General features: G+C 33.8%; 20 protein-coding genes and 1 riboswitch. Of the genes, 15 read left to right on the forward strand and 5 right to left on the reverse strand.

Features of this window, described 5'->3' with window-relative positions; translation table 11 throughout:
• Window positions 1–519: 519 nt before the first annotated feature.
• The 6 genes from ltaS (at window position 520) to ACIPKN_RS07920 (ending at window position 10269) form a co-directional block, all read left to right on the forward strand.
• On the forward strand, window positions 520–2472 hold the full coding sequence (gene ltaS / locus ACIPKN_RS07895; protein WP_400934803.1) for a lipoteichoic acid synthase: 1953 nt from the start codon (window positions 520–522) through the stop codon (window positions 2470–2472).
• 91 nt (window positions 2473–2563) lie between these two features.
• Window positions 2564–2661, forward strand: a riboswitch (purine riboswitch).
• A gap of 651 nt (window positions 2662–3312) precedes the next feature.
• Entirely contained in the window at window positions 3313–3966 is a 654-nt protein-coding gene (gene isdC, locus ACIPKN_RS07900; protein WP_400935058.1) for a heme uptake protein IsdC, read from the forward strand.
• 110 nt (window positions 3967–4076) lie between these two features.
• Window positions 4077–4988, forward strand: coding sequence for a heme ABC transporter substrate-binding protein IsdE (isdE, locus tag ACIPKN_RS07905; RefSeq protein ID WP_400934805.1), 912 nt, complete (start codon window positions 4077–4079; stop codon window positions 4986–4988).
• Between the two features lie 21 nt (window positions 4989–5009).
• Entirely contained in the window at window positions 5010–5978 is a 969-nt protein-coding gene (locus tag ACIPKN_RS07910) for a FecCD family ABC transporter permease (RefSeq protein WP_400934807.1), read from the forward strand.
• Between the two features lie 15 nt (window positions 5979–5993).
• The gene (locus ACIPKN_RS07915; protein ID WP_400934809.1) at window positions 5994–6764 is read left to right on the forward strand and encodes an ABC transporter ATP-binding protein; all 771 of its coding nucleotides are present in this window, start codon (window positions 5994–5996) and stop codon (window positions 6762–6764) included.
• 328 nt (window positions 6765–7092) lie between these two features.
• Window positions 7093–10269 carry an NEAT domain-containing protein gene (locus ACIPKN_RS07920; protein WP_400934810.1) on the forward strand — a complete coding sequence of 1059 codons (3177 nt, stop codon included), beginning with the start codon at window positions 7093–7095 and terminating at the stop codon, window positions 10267–10269.
• A gap of 589 nt (window positions 10270–10858) precedes the next feature.
• On the opposite strand, the gene ACIPKN_RS07925 is transcribed toward ACIPKN_RS07920, so the two are convergent.
• A complete protein-coding gene (locus tag ACIPKN_RS07925) occupies window positions 10859–11185 on the reverse strand; it encodes a heme oxygenase (RefSeq protein ID WP_400934811.1) in 327 nt (108 codons plus the stop codon).
• A 212-nt stretch (window positions 11186–11397) separates the two neighbouring features.
• On the opposite strand from ACIPKN_RS07925, the gene ACIPKN_RS07930 reads away from it, so the two are divergent.
• The 4 genes from ACIPKN_RS07930 (at window position 11398) to ACIPKN_RS07945 (ending at window position 15548) form a co-directional block, all read left to right on the forward strand.
• Window positions 11398–12372: an ABC transporter substrate-binding protein gene (locus ACIPKN_RS07930; RefSeq protein WP_400934812.1), complete on the forward strand. Its 975-nt coding sequence runs from the start codon at window positions 11398–11400 to the stop codon at window positions 12370–12372.
• Between the two features lie 223 nt (window positions 12373–12595).
• Window positions 12596–13624: a FecCD family ABC transporter permease gene (locus ACIPKN_RS07935; protein ID WP_400935062.1), complete on the forward strand. Its 1029-nt coding sequence runs from the start codon at window positions 12596–12598 to the stop codon at window positions 13622–13624.
• Window positions 13611–14399, forward strand: coding sequence for an ABC transporter ATP-binding protein (locus ACIPKN_RS07940; RefSeq protein ID WP_400934814.1), 789 nt, complete (start codon window positions 13611–13613; stop codon window positions 14397–14399). The genes ACIPKN_RS07935 and ACIPKN_RS07940 overlap by 14 nt, the downstream gene beginning before the upstream one ends.
• 240 nt (window positions 14400–14639) lie before the next feature.
• Window positions 14640–15548 carry a ferrochelatase gene (locus tag ACIPKN_RS07945; protein ID WP_400934816.1) on the forward strand — a complete coding sequence of 303 codons (909 nt, stop codon included), beginning with the start codon at window positions 14640–14642 and terminating at the stop codon, window positions 15546–15548.
• 259 nt (window positions 15549–15807) lie between these two features.
• On the opposite strand, the gene ACIPKN_RS07950 is transcribed toward ACIPKN_RS07945, so the two are convergent.
• The 3 genes from ACIPKN_RS07950 to ACIPKN_RS07960 form a co-directional block, all read right to left on the reverse strand.
• Window positions 15808–17109 (reverse strand): alpha/beta fold hydrolase, encoded by a 1302-nt coding sequence (locus ACIPKN_RS07950; protein ID WP_400934817.1) that lies wholly within the window; start codon window positions 17107–17109, stop codon window positions 15808–15810.
• A gap of 187 nt (window positions 17110–17296) precedes the next feature.
• Window positions 17297–17728: a DUF3021 family protein gene (locus tag ACIPKN_RS07955; RefSeq protein WP_400934818.1), complete on the reverse strand. Its 432-nt coding sequence runs from the start codon at window positions 17726–17728 to the stop codon at window positions 17297–17299.
• A 12-nt stretch (window positions 17729–17740) separates the two neighbouring features.
• On the reverse strand, window positions 17741–18178 hold the full coding sequence (locus ACIPKN_RS07960; RefSeq protein ID WP_400934820.1) for a LytTR family DNA-binding domain-containing protein: 438 nt from the start codon (window positions 18176–18178) through the stop codon (window positions 17741–17743).
• A gap of 381 nt (window positions 18179–18559) precedes the next feature.
• Here ACIPKN_RS07960 and ACIPKN_RS07965 point away from each other — a divergent pair, with 381 nt between their 5' ends.
• The 5 genes from ACIPKN_RS07965 (at window position 18560) to ACIPKN_RS07985 (ending at window position 24314) form a co-directional block, all read left to right on the forward strand.
• Window positions 18560–19096, forward strand: coding sequence for a PadR family transcriptional regulator (locus ACIPKN_RS07965; protein WP_400935064.1), 537 nt, complete (start codon window positions 18560–18562; stop codon window positions 19094–19096).
• A 21-nt stretch (window positions 19097–19117) separates the two neighbouring features.
• On the forward strand, window positions 19118–20857 hold the full coding sequence (locus tag ACIPKN_RS07970; RefSeq protein ID WP_400934822.1) for an MFS transporter: 1740 nt from the start codon (window positions 19118–19120) through the stop codon (window positions 20855–20857).
• Window positions 20858–20990: 133 nt separating this feature from the next.
• Window positions 20991–21152 (forward strand): hypothetical protein, encoded by a 162-nt coding sequence (locus tag ACIPKN_RS07975; protein WP_400934824.1) that lies wholly within the window; start codon window positions 20991–20993, stop codon window positions 21150–21152.
• A 146-nt stretch (window positions 21153–21298) separates the two neighbouring features.
• Window positions 21299–22363 (forward strand): Cfr family 23S rRNA (adenine(2503)-C(8))-methyltransferase, encoded by a 1065-nt coding sequence (locus ACIPKN_RS07980; protein WP_400935066.1) that lies wholly within the window; start codon window positions 21299–21301, stop codon window positions 22361–22363.
• Window positions 22364–22835: 472 nt separating this feature from the next.
• Window positions 22836–24314, forward strand: coding sequence for an Lsa family ABC-F type ribosomal protection protein (locus tag ACIPKN_RS07985; RefSeq protein WP_400934826.1), 1479 nt, complete (start codon window positions 22836–22838; stop codon window positions 24312–24314).
• 570 nt (window positions 24315–24884) lie between these two features.
• On the opposite strand, the gene ACIPKN_RS07990 is transcribed toward ACIPKN_RS07985, so the two are convergent.
• Window positions 24885–25379, reverse strand: coding sequence for an MBL fold metallo-hydrolase (locus ACIPKN_RS07990; RefSeq protein WP_400934827.1), 495 nt, complete (start codon window positions 25377–25379; stop codon window positions 24885–24887).
• Window positions 25380–25531 lie beyond the last annotated feature (152 nt).

Consider the following 25531-nt stretch of genomic DNA (forward strand, 5'->3'; position numbering starts at 1 on the left):
TCTATGAACTGAATATGAGTTTAATACTCGATTTATTATCAAAAGATTTACGCATGAGTTATTTAACCTTAAATGTTCAATAACGCTTGTTTAAATTTACTTGAAACGAAAGCTTACAAAATTATAAGTTTTATGTCACCAAAATTAATTGTTAAAACTAAAATTATGTTTTAGAATTGCTATTGTTGAAAAAAAAGCTAAAAAGGTCGTTCGTCCTAAAAGTGACTCGTAACTAAAATAAACAATTCAATAAATACTGAGGTATTCCTATGGTTTAAAATATCCCGTAAATGTTAGTTGAAAAAATAACATATACGGGGGTTTTTATGAAAAGGGTTTACAATAATAGAAAGAAGCGTGTTACTATTTAACAGCTTGACAGAAGTCTATATGGGGAGTAGTATACAATAGCTGTGAAAAAAGCTATTGTGAAGTAACATTTTTTCAAATGCAATACTTATATTCTAAGTTTATATATAACTAGATTTAAGTTTAAGTAAGTAAAAGGTAGGTGCAAAAATGAAGAATTTATTAAGTAAAAAAAATGACCTATTAAATAAATTTTTAGGGATATATTTATTAGCTGTTTTAATGTTATGGATTAAAACATACATCGCTCAAACAGCACAATTTAAACTAGGAGTAGAAGGATTCCTTCAACAATTCCTTTTACTAATAAATCCACTAGGCTCAGCAATGCTATTTCTAGGATTTTCGTTTTTATTTAGAGGAAAAAGAAAATATACATCACTAGTTGTAGTTTACACGCTGATGTCTATTGTTTTATATGCCAATATCGTTTATTACCGATTTTTTAGTGATTTCATAACATTACCTACAGTTACCCAAACGCAGAACTTCGGAGATTTAGGTGGTAGTGTTCTTTCTTTATTAAAGCCTTATGATATCTTGTTCTTTGTGGATGTATTTGTAATGTTTTACCTGCGATTCTCAAAAAAAATACAAAAAGAAACCGATCGTTTAGGAAATAAAAAAGCAATGGCAGTCATTGCATTAGCATTAGGAATATCAATTCTCAATTTAGGACTAGCTGAAACTGACCGTCCGCAATTATTATCTCGTGGTTTTGATAGAAACTATATTGTGAAATATCTCGGAATGTATAACTATACGATTTATGATTCAGTAGAAACAATGAAAGCATCTTCACAAAGAGCTTTGGCGGATAGTAGTGATATTACAGAAGTAATGAACTATACAAAAGCTAACTACGCTAAACCTAATGCACAATATTTTGGTAAAGCAAAAGGAATGAATGTTATCTATTTACATTTAGAATCATTCCAGAACTTCCTTATCAACTATAAATTAAACGGTGAAGAAGTTACACCATTTTTAAATTCATTAACAAAAGATAAGAATACAATGTATTTTGATAATTTCTTCCATCAAACTGGTCAAGGTAAAACTTCCGATGCAGAATTTATGCTGGAAAATTCTTTATTTGGGTTACCACAAGGGTCTGCATATATTACAAAAGCACAAAATACGTATCAAGCAGCTCCTAGTATTTTAAAAGATTATGGTTATACATCTGCTGTATTCCATGGTAATAACGGAAGCTTCTGGAATCGAAATGAGATTTATAAATCATTTGGATTTGAACATTTCTTTGATGCTAGTTATTTTGACACAAATGCTTCAGAAAACATGGCTGAATATGGTTTGTTAGATAAACCATTCTTTAATCAATCTGAAAGTCTTTTAACTTCGTTACCACAACCTTTTTATACGAAATTAATTACGGTAGGGAACCACTATCCGTATAAAATGAATCAAGACTTAGTAACAATTGATAAAGCTAATACTGGAGATGCAAGTGTAGATAATTATTTCCAAACAGCACGTTATGCAGATGAAGCAATCGAACAAGTCTTCAATCAATTAAAAGAATCAGGCTTATATGATAATTCGATGATTATTCTTTATGGTGACCATTACGGTATTTCAGATAATCATAATGACGCGATGGAACAAATCATTGGAAAAGAAATTACACCATATGAAAGTGCTAATTTACAACGCGTACCATTATTTATACATGTTCCAGGAATGCAAGGAGGAACTAACCATACTTACGGTGGTCAAACAGACCTTCTTCCAACGGTATTACATTTACTGGGAATTGATACGCAAAAATTTGTGCAATTTGGTTCCGACTTATTATCAAAAGAGCATGATGAAATTGTACCATTTAGAAATGGCGGTTTTGTCAGCCCTTCGATTTATTCAGTTAATGAAAAATATTATGATAATAAAACAGGTTTACTGCTAGATGATAGTCAATTAGAGGATGCGAAAACTATCAAAGATAAAGCAGATCGTAAATTGGAATTATCTGATAGAGTCGTAAATGGTGACTTATTGAGATTCTATACGCCAACAGATTATACGCCAGTCGATCGTTCTAAGTATAATTACTCTAAAGATGCGAATGAAGAATCTAATTAATTGAATTGTAGAATATACTTTTACAATATACTAGATGATTTATGAAGGATCATGTTTACAATCTAATAGTTTTTATGATTATTTTAAAAACGATAAGGAAACCCTATTATTTCGTATAACCGCAATAATAGGGTTTGGGGTCTCTACCAGGAACCGAAATTCCTAATTACGAAGAAAGTACAAAACTTTCTTTGTAATCAGGAATTTTTTTGTATTTTAATCTAAGCATTTATTTCAGGAAGTTAAAAATGAACTTTTTAGAGGGACGCTGAAAGCAGTTACGAAATAAAGGGAAATATAATACTGTCTTTCATGAGGACGATGTCTGTAGAAAGTACATTTGTGGTGGTTGAAAAAGTTCCTTAGAAAAGGTATGGTGGCAATTGACCTATGTGCATCCGAAGAAGAAGGCTTTTGTGAAAAATTCGTAGATCCAATTGCATTAGTCAAAAAATATGGCTACAGGGTCACTATTATAATTTGTCGTTAGGCTTTTACCTTTGTGATTAAAATTAAATAATTCTAATCACAAGAGGGGATTAAGAGGTTAAAGGAAAAATGAGATAAGGCAAAGGGATCTATTAGCCATCATATATGACCTAGGTGATAGCCCTGTCCGTAACTAAGCAGTTATTTCTTTCTTTGTTTAGGAAAAATTATGTATTTTATATTAGTATTGACAAATTAATGTATACATACTATCATTTAATATATTGATAATGATTATCATTATCAATATATATTATCTCGAACACGCAGAATAAAAAGGGGTATTTTTTAATATCCCTTTTTATTTATAAAGTGTTGATAATGATTATCAATTAAAAAGGGGGTTCTACTATCAAAAAGTTATTTTTAGTTTCAATGCTAGTAGCATTATTAACAATTTTAGTTACACCAAATTTATATGCATCTGCTGCACTTGCAGATGGGAAGTACACAATCAATTATCAAGTGAATAAACCAAATTCTTCATCTGCTTCAATGGCAAATGATTATTTTTTGAAGCCCGGGACAATTATCGTTAAAAATGGCACTTCGGTAATACAGCTGAAGATGAAAAATAGTTCGTGGATGACGAAATTTGAATCTAGTACAGGTGGTAATAAAGTTATTAGCGAAAATAAGGCTGAGGATACACGTATTGTCCAATTTGCACTTCCTTCTTATAAATCACCGACTGCTGTTACTATGAAGGTGGATATTGATGACTTAAATTATCATCATGAATACACTGTAGATTTTGTATGGGATGCGGCGTCATTGAAAAATGAAAATGGTAGTGCAGTGGTAGCCACAACAGTACAAAGTAATAATAACACGGCTATAAAAACTGGTGAAACAAGTTCTTCAACGGTTAAAGAAAAAGTAACAAATCCTTCGTCAGTTAATGAAAAAGTAGCAAATCCTCAAACAAATGATAATTTTCCACTCGGTATGCTTTTATTGTTCGGTGTTAGTGGATTTATATTCCTAATTTCAAAAAACGCATGAAGGAAGAAGAAATCATTTAAAATATTTTGAAAGCACCCTCATCCACTACACCTAGGTAGAGGCAGGGTGTTTTTTTTAAGGGGTGGATGGACATAAAGAAGATAAAAGATATGAAAGTATATAATAGAATGCTACATATTATAGGGCTATGTAGTATTGTTATCATTCTTTCGGCATGCAGTAATTCAATTAGAGAAGATGAAAATAATGTAGAAGAAAAAAATAATGAAAGCCATACAGCCATACAAGATAAAAATCGAATTATTCCAACGACAGTTGCAGCTACTCAAATTATAGATGCGCTGAATTTAGATGCTATTGCTATTCCTACGACTTCATATGATTTGCCAAAACGATTTGAGGGTTTACCCGAAATCGGTAATCCTATGTCACCAGATATGGAAATAGTAAAATCCTTGAATCCAACAGAAGTTTTTTCAGTGACAACATTGGAGGCAGATTTAAAAAGGATATTCCAGGAAGTAGGTATCCATGCATCGTTTATCAATTTGCAGAGTATTGATAATATGAAAGCTTCCATTGTAGAAATTGGTAAAAAATATGATCGCACCGCTGAGGCTACTAAGCTAGTGTCGGAGCTTGAAGGAAAAATTACAGCCGTTCGAATAAAAGCGGAATTAAATGAATCACCTAAAGTTTTAATTTTACTAGGTATTCCAGGTAGCTATTTGGTAGCAACAGAAAATTCGTATATTGGGGACTTAGTGAGAATGGCTGGAGGTCAAAACGTCATGAACGGGCAAGAGCCTGAGTATTTACCGTCTAATACCGAATTTTTACAACAAAGCAATCCAGATATTATTATTCGACTGTCACATGGGATGCCTGAACAAGTTGTGGAAATGTTTAATGAGGAATTTGTTACGAATGATATTTGGAAGCATTTTGACGCAGTGAAAAATAGACGTGTGTATGATTTAAAGGAGCCGCTATTTGGAACAACAGCAACGCTTGCAGTACCTCAAGCACTAGAAGAACTTATTAACATTATGTATCCATAATGAGAAATGTAGAGGACCCAGATGAATAAAAAAGTAAGTAGTTTTATAGTTGTAAGTATATTACTTTTAGTAATTATTATATATTCTGCAATTACAGGCTCGGTTAAAATGGATATGACGGAATTTATGAGAGCTTTTTTTGGTGAAGAAAATCAAAATTACACCGTTATTAAAGATTTACGTTTCCCACGGATTATAGTCGCTTTATTTGCAGGGGCAGCTTTATCAGTTGCCGGCGTATTATTGCAGGCAGTAATGCGTAATCCATTAGCCGATGCAGGTGTAATTGGAATTTCAGCAGGGGCATCATTTGTACAATTACTTGTCATTACATTATTCCCAATGATGTTTTTCTATACGCCACTATTGGCTTTTTTTGGAGGAGCATTTGCTTGTTTTTTAGTATTTATGTTGTCATGGAAGTCAGGCTTAAATCCTTTGAAAATTATTTTAGTAGGTATTGCTATTAATGCGATGTTTACTGGTCTAACAGAAGCATTTGTTACGATATGTAGCTATATGAATGTTATGGTTGGTGGTGTAGGGGGCTCTAATTTGTCAATGCGTACTTGGAGTGATGTTAGTTTAATATCATTTTATGGTGTGATTGGTTTACTAGCTTCCCTACTACTAGCTTCTTGGTGCAATTTATTGACTTTGCAAGACAAAACGGCAAAGAGTTTAGGCTTTAATGTAACACGTGCACGACTGATTATTGCAGCAATAGCGGTATTACTTGCGGCTATTTCAACTGCTACAGCAGGAGTTATTGCATTTGTCGGGTTATTAATTCCGCATATTTCAAGAAGGTTAGTAGGTTCAGACCATAAATGGTTGATTCCATTTTCAGCATTAGCTGGCGCCTTGCTGATTTTGACTGCGGATACGTTAGGTAGAATATTAGTTTCGCCTTTAGAAATTCCAGCATCAACAATAATGGCTATAATTGGTGGACCGTTCTTAATTTTCTTAATTCGAAAAGATAAGTAAAGAGAGGTGAGTGCTTTGAACGTTTCTCAAATAAAACTATCTTATGATCAGCAGCAAAATCATTTAGATGGGGTTACGACAAGTATTGAAAAGGGGAAAATCACGACGATTATTGGTCCAAATGGTTGTGGTAAATCCACATTATTAAGTGTCATTTCACGTAATAATACGCCACAACAGGGGTCAGTAACGTTAGAACAGAAAGATATAATGGCATACAAGGCAAAGGAATTTGCGAAAAAACTAGCAATTGTTTATCAACAAAATTCAGTGCCGCAAGATATCACGATTGAAAAACTAGTTGCTTATGGACGGGTACCACATCAACAATTGATGAAAAAAAATGTTGAAGAAGATGAGGTGGCAGTAAATTGGGCACTTACAGCTACAAATTTAATACAGAAACGCACGTGTAAATTGGATGCATTATCGGGTGGCGAACGTCAGCGTGTTTGGATTGCCATGGCACTTGCTCAAAAATCGTCCATTCTTTGTTTAGATGAGCCAACAACATATTTAGATATTTTTTATCAAATCGAATTATTGGAGTTAGTGAAGAAATTAAACAAAGAAAATGCTTTAACAATTGTTATGGTGTTGCACGATATTAATCAAGCAATTAAATATAGTGATCATATCATTTTGATGAAAGACGGTAAAATAATATGTGAGGGGGCACCTACAGAAACAGTAACAAAGGAACGTATGAAAGAAGTATATGGAGTGGAAGTCACTATTCAAACGCATGAAAGTGTTGGTACGTATATGATTCCTGTAAGGGTTTAGGGAATTTGAGGCATATTTGAAAATTTCTTTAGCTTTAATCAAGTTAAATTATTAGTAGATAATTGACACAAAAAAACATCGCGTTACAAATTTTAACTTTCTTGACAATAATAGTGGGTGGGTTATAATAAGTGAGAATGAGAATCATAATCAATTAAAGAGAGTTGTATACTTTATAACATCCAAGTAATGAATAGATGTTTTTCTTTAATTGAGAATGATAATCATTTGAGCTTAGGGGTAGTAATAGTAAAATCTTTTAATACATAAAGGAGGTAGAAACGCACAGGAAAGGTTGAAATTATGAAAAATTCAGGAGGTCAAAGTAGTGAAGAAACTTTTACAATATGTAGCAATGGTAATGCTAATTTTAGGTACAATATTACCGAGCTTTGGAATGGAAGTAAAGGCGGAGAAAAATACCGAAGCTAACTGCACAATTGACTATTCATCAAATATCAAAATTCTCAATGAACAACAAACAGCAGATTCAATGATGAATAGCTATGTTGATAAGAAAGCTACTGTTAAACAAAAAGATGGTCAATATACGGTAGACATTACGGTGCCAAAAGAATATAAAACGTGGTACCAGGATTTTAAAGTTGAATCAGGTGGCGAATTAAAAGCAGCTATTGGAAAAATAACAGACATGAATGACAACGATATTTACACATTCGTAGTCGACCAATATGAGGAAACAATAAAAGCATGGGTTGATGTTTACATTCCAGCGCTATCTTACGACCATGATTATATTGTGTATCTAGCTATTTCAAATGTTGCGGAGATTGACCGGGTTTGTGAAGAAGCACCAGATCAACCAGAACAGCCAAAACAACCAGATCAACCAGATCAACCAGATCAACCAGGGCGAAATACAGATGAAGTTATCACAGAAAATGTTCCTTTCACATTTTTAACAGATAATAAGTCATATGATTCGTATTTTAAAAGCTATATTAACTATGCTGATTTAGCCACTGTTGGTGAAGAAAAATATGCATATATTAAACTAACAGGTCACACATATGCATTTACTACACTAAAAGTAGGCAATGAAAACGGAGAAGACGTAAAAATCGTAAGCTCTGAAGGCGAAGGAAAATCATTAGTACGCGTCATAAAAGTAAAGTTAGACGCTAATTTAAAGGCTACAGTAATTATGTCAGGTGAAAATTATCCAGCAACGCCGTTTACATTTGATTTTACACCGATAAAAGAAACAGTTGTATATTTACCTGAACATTTTAACAAGAACAATCAAATAATTGAGTTTGGACTGACTCCAGTCAACTCTGGTGCACCTGTTCATACAATAATCGGATTACTTTTAGGACAAGCATATGCAACAAAAACAGCAGATAATAAGATTGCTGTAACAATGAATTTAGTTGTAAATGATACGATGAAGGGCCTTTCTGTACAACAAGGAAATAAAACAGTTGCAGAATGGACAGCAGGCAGCACGAAAAGTGAAGGTACAGCTAAAAATGTAATTAAATTTACAGTAGACTCATTAGAAAATTTAGCTTTTACGTTAACAACTGAGCGAAATGGTACTGCTTCAACAATGAGTGCGACAGTTGAAAAAGTACTATTAACTGGCGAAATTGCTAAGCAAGAGGAGAGTAGTTCAGAAGGAAATACCAACGGCAGTGAATCTGGTTCTGGGGAGAACAATAATAATTCAAATACCGATGGCAATAACAATTCTAACACTGGAAACACTGAACAATCAACTAATGGGCTGTATACAGTGAACTTTACGTTCTTAAATGAATCCGGTACTGGTAGTTCTATTATGAACACATATGTAGATAGTCAGGCATATGTAGTGAAAAATGGTTCTTCATATCAAGTTCAATTAACACTAAAAAATAGTTCATGGATTACTGGATTTACAGTAAATGGGTCAACTCCAAGTACGATTAGCGACACAAATGATGTACGAGTAGTTCAATTTACAGTATCGAGTTTATCTAAGCTTCAAAATGCGTGGGTAAAAGTAGATATAGCGGATATTAACTATCATCATAATTATAATATTCTATTAAAATTTGATGAAGCCTCACTTTCAAAGATAAATAATAGTACAACATTCCCGAGTACAGGTGGTTCAACTAATAGCAATTCAACTAATAGCAATTCAACTAATAACAATTCAACTAATAACGGAACAAAAATAGAAGGAACTACAGGGAACTTAAATCAAGAGGGAGTAGCTAGATTTGAATTTGCAAAGAATGCAAAAGAAATAGCTGTATTCCTACAAAAAGCAAAAACAGTATTTGAAGATAACAAATATAAAGTTACGCTTTCATTAAATATTGAAAATAACTTACAGAAATTTATTGTGAAACAAAATAGTAAAGAAATTGCAAACTGGTCTAATAAAGTAGCTTCATTAGTACCTGTTGCAAATGCAAAAACAGCAACACTTTCATTTGAAGCTGATACACTAGATAACCTTGCTTTCGAAGCAGTAACGACTGATAAGACAATTTCCACAAATGTCACAGCAATTACGGCAAATGAAAAGATTACTCGTCAGCCAATTAAGTATAAAATGCAGGCTGATCCAAATGGTAAAATGGCTGAATTTATTTCGAACTACTTAGCGCCATATTTCACGAAATCAGAATTAGTTACGATTGACGGTAAACGTTACATCGAAATGACACTAATTGGTAAAGCTTATGGCTTTGCGACTCTTGCTTATATTGATGGAAATGGTAAGCAACAAAATATTGAAGTTATAAGTTCTACAGGTGAAAAAATGGATCAAGTACGAGTTGTTCGTTTGCCATTAGTTCAAGATAGCAATGGCGTAACTAAAATATTCGTAGATTCAGGAGATTTAGGTTATGGGGCGTACACATTATTCTTTACGTTTGATGTACCAGTTTTAGAGGGAGAAACAAATAATAACTCTAATAATTCTAATAATAAACTCGAAAATCCTTTTACAGATATCGAAAATATATTCAGTAAGGACGAAATTTTAGCTTTATTCGCGGCTGGGATTACAACAGGTACAACACCAACGACATTTAGTCCAAATAAAAATATAACTCGTGCACAATTTGCAGTGATGATGGCTCGAGCTCTAAATATTCAATCAGCTAAAGAAACTACATTTACGGATGTTAAAGGTAATTGGTATGAAAAAGAAGTACAAGCACTTGCAGAGGCCGGTATTGTGACAGGTATAAATTCAAAAACATTTAACCCAACGGCAAATATAACACGTCAGCAAGCAGCAGCAATGATATTACGTATGCTTGAATACAAAGGCTATAAAGCAACAGTTGATAAAAATACTTTATCATACAAAGATGCTAGTAAAGTATTTGACTACGCAAAGCATGCAGTATCAGAATTACAAGTAAAAGATATCATGACGGGGTCTAATGGCTATTTTAACCCAGAAAATAATTTAACACGGGCAGAAATGGCGAAAATTTTAAAACGATCACTACAATTAGTAAATTTAATGGATTAATAATTTAAGTAAAGCACTATTACTATCCCATAAGCTCTGTCTTTATTATTTACTTCATAGTAAAGATCGGATAAGGTGACTATGCTTTCTTGTGCTCCTGTGAAGTATTCAGCTCAAGTTATTCCCACAGGAGTCTTGCACCGGGTGCCTTATCCAATAAAAAAATGCAATTCAAGCTGACATCGAATTGCATTTTTTATACGTATTAATGTTTTTCGGCAATTGTTTTATGTAACGAAAGCGTAGCGACAGTTCAGAAATCACCGATTTGGAAAAAAACTAAAAAAGCACACTTATATTCAAGAGTGTACTTTTCTAGGCATAAGGAAATGCATATGAAAAATTAAATTTTTTATTTGCACCAGTAAAGAGGAAGTGTTCTAAACATAAAATTTGACTAATAAGATCTCGCAAAAATAGAAAAACGCCTTTTTAAAATCTTAAATAGTCCGTAAAGCGTTCTTAGACGAATTGCCGTAAACTCGATGAAAATAACATCTAAGAACGTATAGGAATTTTTACTGTTAATCCCAAAGAGTGATTTAGGGATTGGAGCACTTTCACCTTTTAAGAGATCCATATACTTAAATTACTTTACTAAAGTAGCAGCAATTTCAGAAATAACAACTCGGTTACCTATTATTGGAGACGGTGCGCTGTTTTCTTTGTTATTAATCTCTTCACGGCGGTGTACATTTTTAAAGTCTTCAGATTCGCGCCAAGCTTTAAATTGCTCGACTGTATCCCAAAACATCATAACGTTCATTTCATCATGATCTTCTGGTTCTGAGCAAACGTTCACTTCAACTTTATTAAATCCTTCCCAGTGCAATAAATATTTACCGGATATAAATAGTGGTGCCATTTTATGAGCGAAGCCTTTTTTTACTAAAATACGGTTAGTAACTGTAATCATTTATATTGACCCCTTTTTTAATAAGTGTAATTGATAGTGATTATCATTATCGATTAAAACATACATTAATTGTATAATGCAATAAAAAAATATTAAAAAAAACCAAAAAAACGTTTGTTGACAATCATTATTATTTAAAATAGAATCAAAACAATCGTGTGAGAATGATTCTCAATTTGGGTTTTTAATAAAAAGAAAAGGTTGGTAGTAACATGAAAAATTTTAAATTTTTATTAATAGGTGCGTTGGCATTATCATTAGCAGCATGTGGTGAGGAAAGCAAAACAGCGGATGTTAATGCTTCAGTAGACCAAGTAGATATGGAACAACAAACACTTGAAACAGTGGGAGCTTTAACATTTATAGATGACCTTGGGAATAAGCATGAGTTTGAAGCAACGCCGGGTTCAGTTGCAACGTTAAATCCAGGAATGATGGATATTTTACTCGAGTTAGGTGCAAACGTTACTGGTCGACCAACGATTACATCCGATAGGGGGGCAGAAGTAGAAGCTATTCAAGAGATAGGTAACCCGCATGAACCATCATTTGAGCAAATAGCTGCATTGAATGCGGAAATACTTATTGTGCCACCAAGCTTCAAGCAGTTCGCTACAACGGTAGAAGCGACAGGTACGAAAATTGTCTACTCAAACATGAATTCAGTAGATGATATTAAAAAAACGATTAAAAAGTATGGAGCGTTATTTAATAACACAGCAACAGCAGAAAAGTTAGTTGCGCAAATTGATGAGAAAATTGCAGAAGGCACTACAGGTTCAACGTTAGACGCTCTTATCGTTTATGGAGCACCAGGTACATATTTAGCTGCGCTTGATAATTCGTTATACGGAGATATTTTAAATAAAGCAGGTGGTAAAAATATCGCAGCTGATCTACCAGCGATAGATAAATATCCAACTTACGCAAATTTAAGTGTAGAGAAAATTGTTGAGCGTAACCCAAAAGTAATCATGCTGATTACGCACGCGAAACCAGCGGCAGTAAAAGAAGGTTTTGAAAAACAATTGAAAGAAAATGCAGCGTGGAAAAATTTAGATGCAGTAAAAAATGATCAAATCATCATTTTACCAGCAGAATTGTTTGACAATCCTGGTACGCAAGTCGTAGAAGCGATTGACTATATGCGTGGAGTTTTGAAGACAGCTGAAGAAGCAGTTAAATAATTTTTTATCTTCATTCACCAAATGAATGCGATTTTGATTACTTTTTCAGTGAGTGCCCAAACACCTACTGAATGAAGATAAAGCCTCCGGCGGATGTCACGGATTTACAAAGGAATGAATTGTGCGGGCACAATTCAAAATCCGGACGCATTGTTTATCTGTAGCGCAAGCAAAGCGACAGCTACAATTACGCCAAGGCGAAATTGATTGTGAGGAAATAACGATGATAACAGAAGAGGAAAAATATGCCCACCCTCTTGCTAAAAAACGAAGAATGGCGCTTATTGTGTTACCGATACTTTTAGTCATAGTGAGTGTCGCTAGCCTTATGATAGGGCAAGTTTCATTTTCAGTAAGTGAAGTGTTTAGTGGGATTTTTAGTTCAGAAGATACAATGGCACGCCGAATCGTATGGGAAATCCGTTTGCCCCGTATATTAACGGGTATCATTGTTGGTGTTTGTTTAGCTATTGCAGGTTCAATTTTACAAGGTGTAATGCAAAATCCATTAGCTGATCCAGGGGTTATTGGGATTACTTCTGGCGCTGGAATTATGGCTGTAGCAGTTATGGTCGTGTTTCCTGGCTATATTATATATTTACCTATTGCAGCTTTTTTAGGTGCTTTTGTCGCTGCAATGATTGTGTATGCATTATCGGTAAAAAAAGGTGGTACATCCCCAATGCGAATTATTTTAGTAGGGGTAGCCATTAATGCATTATGTGGTGCAGGAACAAATGCACTAATGATTCTTTATAGCGATCGTGTACAATCTGTACTGCCGTGGTTGTCTGGTGGTTTAACAGGTGTTGGTTGGGTGCAATTTAAGATGATTATTTACTATGTCATTGTAGCAATTATATTATCAGTTTATGCAATCAAACATATTCGTATAATGCGTCTAGGAGACGAAATGGCAAGCCTTTTAGGACACAATGTTGAACGAAGTAGATTCTTTTTAATTGTATTGAGTACGTTATTAGCAGGGATTGCGGTAAGTGTGGCCGGTTTAATTGGATTTGTTGGTTTAGTTGTACCACATATTTTACGGCTTATTATCGGTGGAGATCATAAGTATTTAATACCTGCTTCAGCTTTGGCTGGTGGCTTACTTGTTGTTTTCGCTGATACAATTGCGAGATCAGTATTTGATCCTATTGAGGTTCCTGTTGGAATTTTATTAGCATTCATCGGAGGACCGTATTTCTTATATTTAATCCATAGAAAGGGGAATTCCATTGCTACGAATTGAGCACATTAATTACCAACATGAGTTCACCAATTTCCGGTTAGATGATATTAATTTGAAAATTAATGAAGGAGAAGTTGTTAGTTTAATAGGACCGAATGGCTCGGGTAAATCAACATTATTACGAGTGATTTCACGTCTTTTAAAACCGAATACTGGTACAGTATATTTAGATGAGCGAAACATTCATGAAATGAAGTCTAAAGAAGTGGCTAAAACACTAACGATGCTCCCGCAAATGAATAGTCATCAATTAGATTTAACTGTGCGTGAGTTAGTAGAGTTTGGGCGTCATCCGCATAGCGGACGGAAAACGGTCCTATCAAAAGAGGATTTAGAAATTGTCGATTGGGCAATTGATGTAACTGGATTAAAACATTTGCAAAATCGAGTATTACCATCGATGTCTGGGGGAGAACGCCAACGTGCTTGGATTGCAATGACTGTAGCACAGCATCCCAAAGTGTTGCTACTAGATGAACCAACAACATATCTAGATATTGCACATCAATTAGAAGTGATGGAGCTCGTAAAAGAGTTAAATCATAAATACAATATGACAGTTATAATGGTGTTACATGATATTAACCAAGCTGCACAAAATAGCGAACGTCTGATTGTACTAAAAAAAGGGAAAATACATTATGATGGTTCACCACATTGTGTATTATGTAAAGAAATGTTCCAATCAATTTTTGATATTGATGCTGAAATTTATATACAAGGTGGAAAACCAATATTTACCCCGGTAAAATTGTACGCAAGTCCTTGTAAATGATGTTAGCTTCCTACAAACACAAGAAGTTTCACTATAAAAATAGAATTCTAAAATTTATGAGCAACTGTAACAAACACACCTGATTAAAAGTAAATGCTATTTTTAGATAGATTCATATCTACGAATATAAACGTTCTGCTGCCTTTTTATTTCGCACTTTACAATATGTTTAGTTTATAAAGTTGGAATCGCAAAAATCTTAAAAATTTACTAATTACACTGTAAAAAAGGAGCTTTTAAATGATTGGTATAATTTATTACGCTTATGGCGCACCGAAATCTTTAGACGATGTTACACCCTATTTTTCACATATTTTGAATGGTAAAACACCACCACCTCAAATGCTTGAAAAAATTACAGTACAATTTAAAAAATTAGGTGGTGTTGATCCATTAGCAGCAAATACGAGCCGTATCGCCAAAGGGCTAGAACATGCTTTACAGCAGCGCTTAACACAGACTGTAAAAGTATATAACGCATACAAACATACCGAACCTTACATTTCACAGGTTGTTGACACAATGCTTGAAGATGGAATCACAACTTTCATTACGCTACCTGTGAATCCGATAATGTCTTTGTCAGGTGCTGGCGCGTTTTATGATGAAGTAAGTGCATTATTAGCCTCACATGACGTTACGGTCATTCATGCGAAAGGTTGGCATTTACATTCTGAATTACTTGCTGTGTATAAAGATCGCATTCAACGTGCTTACGAATGGATTCCTGCTGGAAAACGAGCTCAGACTCATGTCTTATATACTGTACATAGTCAGCCAATTGATCCAGAGCGAAACGAAATATACGTACGACAGTTTTCTGAATTATCAGAGGCCATTTCAAAAGCTACTCAAATAGACAACTGGCATATTACATATCGAAGTGGTCACGGTAAAGTTGACTGGCTTGGCCCAGATGTAAAAGATATGATTTATACATTAAATGCAGAGGGTGCTCAGGGTTTCGTCACATGTGAACTACTTTCGCTTTCAGCGGATATTGAGTCCTATTTTGAAATCGGAAGTGACTGTCAGAGAATTTGTGAAGAACTTCAAGTTGACTTTGCCCAAGCGGAATTTCCAGGTGATAGCTACGATACCATTCAAGCTTTAGCTGCCATTGTCGAATCCTTTATTCCAGCAGAATAACATATGCGTTATAAAGCTCGTTCACATTGGACAGCTACTTATGGAAAGATTGAAAAAGGCTTAGGAGATATTCCTAAGCCTTTTTGGCGGTTTGCAATGAAAGAAAAGTGGATATTCCTTTGTTGGCGTTCGATACACCGAGTGCTAACGGACATATACGTAACTCAGCAGGTAAGAGACAGCGGGAGATATAATTTTCTATTTTGATGACAAAAAACAACACTTACAAGTATTTGACAAAGTGCGGCAGAAACTCTGTTCAATATGTCTCTTCGGGCGTGAAATGGCCGATTCCTTTTAATTCAAAGTCAAAAAATTTAAGAATTAATTCATTTTCAGTTTCAATACAGTAATATTTATCAATCTTGGCTTTTCCTCCTTGTATAATATATGTCAAAATAGGAGAGAAAAGCGACAAATCGGTCAAGCTTAAATGTTTTGCCCCTTTAAGATGAGTAGTATATGCTCCTTCGAACTGTTTATTATCGAGTTTGTTCGCTACATAAACAGGTGTACTTTCCAGTTGACGCCAAACATCGTCTGAATAAATGTTAAAAAGAGGTGTTGTGTAGGCTTTGTTGCTTGCCATAAAATTATCATCAGCTTTGTTATAAACAAGTTCACTAAAGAAAGTGGCATCGATATTTACTACTGCACTTACATCATTGCGTGCTCTACCTAGCCACACACTTGCAGCACCTCCCATTGAGTGCCCAAACACACCAATCTTCTCTGTATTGATATGTTGATAAATAGCGTTATTGTCACTTTCGGCTTTTGCTAGTATTGTATCAATGACAAAATTCATATCGTCTGTTCGTAGTTTCATCCATTTTTGGATAATATTATACCGTTCTTCGTTCGAGTAAACACCTTTATTCGCATTGTTGACTTCATTTTTAAAATCTGAATTGATCATAGTTACTATTCCATCCTCTGATCGAGTATAGAAGGAATGATAAGGATGATCGATGGAAACGACTACATAACCGTGGCTTGCTAGCTCAGTAAAAGTAGATCCGTTGCTTGTCTTAATACCATATGCTCCATGTGAGAATACTAATAGAGGGTATGTTCCATCTGCATTTTTGGGATACCAAAATTCCACATTAACACTTCTGTTGTCCCCCTTATCAGAAAACTCCTCAATACGATTCCTGTCAATATATGTGTCAGTAGCGGTTGCGACTTCATATTCTCCTGTCACTTTTGGTGATTGATACTGTGGGAAAATAATGACAGGTGAGAGTACAAAGACAAATATCAATATCATCATAATGGACTTCCACACAATGTTAGAAGTTTTGTATTGTTTGATATTCGTTTTCTTAAGAATAAGAGATACTGTCCCTTTAACGGCTAATAAGAAAAGAAGGATAGCAAGCATTACCCAGCAAAAACTCCAGACAATTACCGATGAAACAGTAAGTATTGCAAATACAATAAATATAGCAATTCTAATCCAATGCTTTAATTTTTTATGGTTTTGCTTAGTTGCTATGCAGTAGATTGCAAAAGCAATTTCGAAAATTAAAGCAATTACTAATAGTAATATTCCCATAGTTGTTCCTCCACCTCATTGGAAAAATTTTTATGAAATCATCATAATAAACAGCTGGAAGGATGTATATGGAAAAACAGTAAGTTGTATTTATAAGGCAATAAGATGCAAAAAAACGGTAAGCTCAAATGCTTACCGTAAAATAATCTGTTGCAGCCAATTACTGTACTGCTTATTGATTTTCTGTTTACTCATCAACGTCATTCTTAAATGTCTTTAGTTTTTCATTGATTTTTTTTGCATCTTTTTTATCATTTTGCCATGACAGTAGATGAACAATGATATAGATTACCGCAATTTGCAGTGCAAGAATGATGACACCCTGACCAGTTACAAGATTCATAGAGCTAGCAAGGACAATCAATAAAATCTCCAAAGTGAAGAAATGAACAATAATCCTTATACGCATTTTCTTCTCACTTAGATCATTTGGAGAATAAAAAATAAATCCCGTTAATGCACCTAAAAATGAAAATGCCATAAGGATATAAATCGACTTCAAATCAAAGGCCATGTTAGGATCATACATTTGTCGCAACAAAGTAATAATCATGATTATGGATGCGAAGATGATAAAGAATTCCTTAATTATCTTTTGCACAAATTTCAAAAAATTCATATGTATCCCTCTTTACAAACCAAGCATATTTTTAAGGACAGGCACATACTGCCTTGATATAACAGCTCGTTCTCCGTTATCCAGCACCGCTTCGAATCGACCACTTATGGTCGGATAAACAGATGAAATTTTGGTGATATTCAAAATGGTTGATTTCGATGCGCGAAAACAGTTTTTTCCTTTACATAATTCTTCTAACTCGTATAGTTTTTGTTTTACCTCAAAAACGTTGTCCCTGCAGTAAATAAACACTTTTCCCTCAACTGCCTCGAAATAATAGATATCATGAAGCTTAATGCGGTGAATACTATCATTTTGATGTCCAAGTAAAATGATGTCTTTCGTTGTCAGCTTGTTAATGATTTCGTATACTTCGTCATCAACCTCATAACACCTAATAAGAATCTCTTCTTCTAATTCTTGGCTTATTTCTTCAATTGAAATTTTCAAATGATCACCCACGAAATTTCAAATTCTTTAATTCTATTCAGTTTTATAAACTTGCAAATGAAGCATAGCTAAATTGATTTGTTTAATCTAATATTAACATCTCTATATACAATTTTATACATTTCATCAGAATACTGTATGGATTTTATTTTATGATAGTAGCCAAAGTCGGCTAAGTCAAGTGGACGAGAAAGGGAACAGTACAGATAAAGTATGAGGAAAATCACAATAGCGGGGGTGGCTGAAATTTTAACAAATAAAAGCTTATAAAAACTTTAATGGTTAAACTTTACAAACGAATAAACAAAATGTATAATCAATAATCATATTAACAATGTTTATATGGTTGTTGGTTATATAAAAATATGTGAGGTGCTTTTCTTGAAAGGAAGAGATGTTGTTTTAGGGTTACTCATGGAAAAAGAATTATCTGGTTATGATATAAAAATAGTTTTTGAAGATGTATTTTCGCATTTTTTTGATGGCAGTTTTGGAATGATTTATCCGACATTAAGACAGCTAGAAAAAGAAGGGAAAATAAAAAAAGAGGTTGTGATGCAAGAAGGTAAGCCAAATAAAAAAATGTATTTCATAACAGATGAAGGAAGAGAAGAGTTTTATCAATATATGAAGTCAGATGTAGAGAAGGAGGTTATGCGTTCTGACTTTTTAATGCGCATGTATTTTGGGGATTATAGCGATACGAATACTATTAGAAAGTGGATTGAAGAGGAAATTGAGAGAAAAGAGGCGTATGTTACAGATCTCCGTTTAAAATACGAAAAATGGAAAGAAGGTATTACATTTGCGGAGGAGATTTCTTTTGATGTTGGGATTGCAAGTTATACTGCACAAGTTGAAATATTAAAAAATAAATTAGCGCAATTAACAATACAAGAAAAAAGAGAAGGAAAGTAATACAAGTGAGTGGGGAATGTTATGGAACAATCTAAAGGAATCAAAATCGTATTTTTAATGTGTCTAGGAATTTTCTTGTGTATGATTGATACGACAATTATGAATATTGCTTTACCAGCAATACAGGCTGATGTGAGTGCATCGTTGGAGAAAATGTCCTGGATATTGAATGTATATACGATGTCTATTGCGGTATTAGCAATACCACTAGGTCGGGTCGCTGATATCTTTGGAAAAGCAAAATTATATATTATAGGATTAGTAATTTTTGGCATTGGTTCAGCATTATGTGCGCTTGCAAATACGGGCGATTTTCTTATTTTTTCTCGTTTTATTCAAAGTATAGGAGCTGCTATTTTGTTTCCAACAAGTATGGTGATTGGAGTTTCGGCGGTTCCAGTGGCAAAAAGGCATGTTGCGCTTGGTATTTTAGGGGTGACACAAGGATTATCTGCAGCCATAGGTCCTGTACTAGGAGGAGTTATTACACAAAATCTAGGTTGGAGATGGGTATTCCTCGTTAATCTACCGATTTGTGCCATTGGTATTGTTTTATGTTTCATTATGTTAATTATTAAGAATGAGGAACGAGTAGTTGCTAAAATTGATTGGACTGGATTAGTACTTTCTAGTTTGGCTATTTTCTTTTTCACACTTGTTTTAGTGAAAGGGAATACCTGGGGGTGGCTGAGCAACTTTGCATGGATATGCTATATCATCAGTACTATTTCTTTTATTTTATTTATATTAGTCGAAAGAAAAGTTACGTCACCGATGATAAATTTACTGTTATTTAAAGATCGAACTTTTGTTGGGGCCTCCATTGTAGTTATACTTAGTAATTTGTTTTTAATTGGGGTAACTGTTTTACTGCCAACGTTTCTCACAAAGATACAACATCGAACAGAAATTGAAGCAGCTTTCTTAGTGACACCTATTTCTGCCATGATATTTCTAGTTTCTCCATTTGCTTCACTGATTATGAAGAAGCTTGGTAAGGTTCGGGTAATATTAGTAGGATTTATAGTTATGAGTTTGGCTTATTATTGTTTACAAATGATAGGAACAAATTCAACAAGTAAAGAAATTATCATTCCGTGTATGATTTTAGGTGTTGGATATGGTTTAGTTGTTGGGCCAATTACTATATTGACAGCCTCCACATTTGAGGGAGAATTATTAACCGCTTCTCAAAGTGTTGTGTCCATGCTTAGACAGATAGGAATTGTATTGGCTGTGGCTATTTTTGTATCAGGCTTGACTCATAATTTGTCAACAAATAAAGGTAATGTTTTTCATTATGCGGAAGAAAAAGTGCATGGTCTTCATGTTGATAAAGCTGAGCAAGAGAAAATATTAACAGTAACAAAAGAAAAAATACAAAACAAAGAATTAGAGTCGAGTATAGAAAAGAAACAGGGAACTGATAGTATTGGCATAAGTCAACAACAAAAGGAAAGCATCATTGAAGAGAAAGTAAATAATGCACTAAATGAAGTCCCGGTACAATACAGAGAAATGAAACGGTCAGCAATTACTAATCGAGTAACGAAAGGGGTTGAAGAAAAACTAGAGGGTATAAAGAAAGAAATGGATACATACTCGGATGATATTAGTCATTACGCTGAAAAAGAGATGGCAAAAAGTTTTACAGATTTATATAAAGTGAGTGTACCAATTATTTTGCTATGTAGTTTAGTCGCGTTTATGTTCCGTAATAGAAAATTTGAATTTGGTAATAAAAAGAGACAAAATGTATAGTTGCCCCAAGATTTAACAACTAAGTTTCATGGTAGATTGGCTAGTATTACAACAATTTTAGAATTCACTTTACATAAACTTACTTTCATGTTAGATTACTCTATAATAAATTTGACAAAAGGAGGTGGAAGCAATGTTAACTGTTTTTAGAATTCTGTTCGGTAAAAACGTAAAAATTGGAAATGTTTTAGCTGTTAAAGGGAGTAGTCTGTCCTTTTTTAAGCTATACAACCATACAAAAACAGTTATCGGAGCTTTACCTCTATGGCAAATAAATGACAATGCAATGATTTAGAGTCTTTGTTTATTTATTTGTGCATATTTTTTTATTTAAAGTTCAGCACCGATAATTTTATCGGTGTTTTTGTGTGTTTAAGCTATAGACAACTCCTTTCAATTTACTCCTATAAAAATAGAGAGCTTATGGAAGGAATGAGAATGATGCAAGTAAAACTAAACAATAAGTATAAAAGAATAGAAGAATTATTAAAGGAACATAATTATCCTAACTTTAGAATGAAACAAATATTAAATGCCATTTTTAAAGAAAGAATAAATAAATTCTCCGAAATTAATGTACTTCCAAAGTCGTTAAGAGAAATGTTAATTAAGGAATTTGGAGAGTCTATTTTAGATGCTTCTCCTTTAAAGGAACAACATTCTGAGCAAGTCACTAAAGTTTTATTTGAGATTTCAGGAAATGAAAAAATAGAAACGGTAAATATGAAGTATAAAGCTGGGTGGGAGTCATTTTGTATATCTTCTCAATGCGGATGTAATTTTGGGTGTAAATTTTGTGCAACAGGTGATATTGGATTAAAAAGAAATTTGACGTCAGATGAAATAACTGACCAAATCCTCTATTTTTACTTACAAGGTCACTCCATCGATAGTATTTCTTTTATGGGGATGGGAGAAGCATTAGCCAATTTACAAGTTTTTGATGCCTTGGATGTACTTACTGATCCTATGTTGTTTGCTTTCAGCCCTCGTAGAATATCTATTTCAACTATTGGTATTATTCCAAGTATAAAAAAAATGACTCTGAATTATCCGCAAGTCAATTTGACGTTTTCGTTACATTCCCCATTTAATGAACAACGAAGTAAGTTGATGCCGATTAATGATAGGTATCCATTATTAGATGTGATGGACACATTAGATGAGCATATTCGAACAACATCAAGAAAAGTATATATTGCTTATGTAATGTTACCTGGTGTAAATGATTCTATTGACCATGCTAAAGAAGTAGTAAGTTTATTAAAAGGTCGATATAAAGAAGGACGTTTATATCATGTAAATTTAATCAGGTATAACCCAACTGTTAGTTCTCCTTTAAGATTCGGCGAAATTAATGAAAGTCATGTTGTGAATTTTTACAAAAAATTAAAATCATCAGGTATTAATGTGACCATTAGAAGTCAATTTGGCATTGATATCGATGCAGCTTGTGGTCAATTGTATGGCAATTACCAAGGAGCAACAAGCCGTAATTTGAAATGAAGAAAATTGTTGAATTGTATTTCATAAAAAAATTTGGTAAAATGAAAATACAAATTATGAGAGGACTGATGAATGGACGATGATTAACTAAACTATATTTTTATTTGAAATGAACAACTTCAAACTTCAAATTACAAAAATATAGGATTAGTCTGTCCATTTTTATAAATCAGTTTACGTTTTATTTGTCATGGTTCCAATGGCAAAAAAGAACACTTATTTAGTATAAGTGAAAGACTAATCCTTCCAATTTCAAATTGGGAGGATTTTTTATGCTCTCATAGTTAGTCTGTAACATAAATCAAAAACAAAGGAGAGAAAAAAGTGAGCGATTCAGACACTATTGTTACGCATGTATTACTCCGTACAAGTCGTTAATATCCATCAACTTATACGGAGAAATTTTAAATGGATGGATATGCCGACTTTGTATAAAAAGTGAAAAGAATGGATATACAAAGGAGGATTTATCATGTCAATGATACAAGTTCAAAATTTAACTTTTTCTTATCCAAGTAGCTTTGACAATATTTTTGAAAATGTAAACTTTCAAATAGATACGGATTGGAAACTTGGATTTATCGGTCGAAATGGACGAGGAAAAACAACATTTTTTAATTTATTATTAGGGAATTATGAGTATAGTGGGAACATCAATTCTTCAGTGGAATTTAATTATTTCCCTTATCCAGTTTCGGATAAAAACAAGTATACGCATGAAATCATGGAAGAAATTTGCCCCCAAGCAGAAGATTGGGAAATTCTCCGTGAAATATCCTATCTGGACGTTGACGCCGAGGCTATGTATCGACCTTTTAATACATTATCAAATGGAGAACAAACAAAGGTGTTGCTTGCTGCACTTTTTTTGACTGAGGGTCAATTTTTATTAATTGATGAGCCAACCAACCATTTAGACACGGAAGCTCGAAAGATGGTCTCTGACTATTTAAGGAAGAAAAAAGGGTTTATATTAATTTCACATGACCGAAACTTTTTAGATGGATGCGTTGACCATATTCTATCTATAAATAGGGCCAATATTGAAGTTCAAAGTGGTAACTATTCTTCTTGGAAGTTGAATTTTGATAGACAGCAGGAACACGAAGAGGCAACTAATGAGCGTTTACAAAAAGATATAGGGAGATTAAAACAGTCTTCAAAGCGTACATCAGGTTGGTCAAATCAAGTGGAAGCTTCCAAAAATGGAACAACGAATTCAGGTTCTAAGTTAGACAAAGGTTTTGTAGGACATAAAGCAGCAAAGATGATGAAGAGAGCAAAAAACCTTGAATCAAGGCAACAAAAAGCTATTGAGGAAAAGTCAAAACTGCTGAAAAATGTGGAAAAAACGGAGTCGTTAAAATTAGAATCATTGGCGTTTCATTCAAATGAATTGATTGTTTTGGCTGATGTGTCTGTTCAGTACGATGACCAAATAGTGAATAAGCCAATAAGCTTTAAACTAGAACAAGGTGACAGAATTGTGCTTGATGGCAAGAATGGAAGCGGAAAAAGTAGTATCCTCAAACTAATTCTAGGAAATCCGATACAGCATACGGGCTCGATGTATGGAGGTTCAGGACTTATTATTTCCTATGTCCAACAAGATACTTCTCATTTGAAGGGAATGTTATCGGACTTTATTGAAGAGCATGGGATTGATGAAACGTTATTTAAATCTATCCTACGTAAGATGGACTTTGACCGAATTCAATTTGAGAAAGATATTTCTCATTATTCTGGTGGACAAAAGAAAAAGCTACTTATAGCCAAAAGTTTATGTGAAAAAGCGCATATCTATATTTGGGATGAACCGTTGAATTTTATTGATATTTATTCGCGCATGCAGATTGAAGAGCTTATTAAAAATTTTAATCCCACAATGGTTTTTGTTGAGCATGATCAAGCATTTCAACAAACAGTTGCAACCAAAACTATATCTATGTAGTTAAATTTGAAAATTAATATGTAATTGAAGAATCCATTTTGAAACAATCTTTTTTTCAAAATGGATTCTTTTATTTATCGTAAAATACCGGATTATGAGTTGTACAAACTTTATTTCAAACAATAAAAGGATCATTACCAAAACGTGTGGTTGATTTCCGTTCCGACTGGGCGCTTTGTTGCTGCCGCTTCGCTTTCGCACAGAAAAAACATTTGTAGCTGCCGCTTCGCTTTCGCTACAGAAAACATTTGTTGCTGCCGCTACATTAACACTACGCTTTCGCACAGAAAACATCCGCTACGCTGCAGGGTCTCGGGCCAACACGATGTTGGTCACGAAGGCGTTATCACAGGATGTGATGCTTTTAGCCTTCGTTCCTCTATCGCTGATCCCCGAGGAGTCGCCCAGTCCCCACTCCAATCAACTATTTACATAGTAGAAGTTTTAACAAAAGTCATCCACAACTTTTGGTGATGAACCCAATAAAAGGAGTAGCTGACAAAGGTATGAAATTAGCCAAACTCAGTATGGTGAGGAAACTGGTATGCCAAAAAAGTGGCTATTAATCAATTATTGTGATTGAATTATACGGTCATTAACAAATGCTTTTAAGAAAAATAATTCATTATCATTGGGGCCTCTTTTATTTTCTACCTTAAAGCACTTAATAGCATTTTCTAATGAGGTGGATTTTACAGCTCGACTTGCTGCTGTTAACTCTTCCCAATAAATATTCATTTCACTGGAATCACAGATCGATTCATGACCAAGTAAGAACATTTCAGCATTATATTTTTTAATGTCTTTAATCATAGGCAATAACAATGATTGCTTGAAATGAAATAGGCAATTTGTTGTTGTACAATATGCGGAATCACCTAAAAAAACAACTTTTTCATCAGGAATATAAATAATTGTAGAGTCGTCTGTATGAGTACTTTTGATTTTTTCAATTAGGCAAACTTTATTACCTAAATCAAGGGTTAATGTATTTTCAAAGATTACATCCGGAGAATTCAATTTAAAACTATCTCTTTTTGGTATATTAGCTTGTATAATCTCCATTGAATAACACTCCAATTGCATTTAAGTGTAAGTATATGGTAATATTGGGATAACTCTATTTGGATAGAAAGGATACAGGAGAACACGTATGCCAAACTTTACTTTGTAATGAATAAATTGGATAGCATTAACCTCAAAAAAACATTGTTTTT

The organism is Lysinibacillus sp. NPDC086135 (assembly GCF_044746345.1).
Lineage (GTDB): Bacteria > Bacillota > Bacilli > Bacillales_A > Planococcaceae > Lysinibacillus.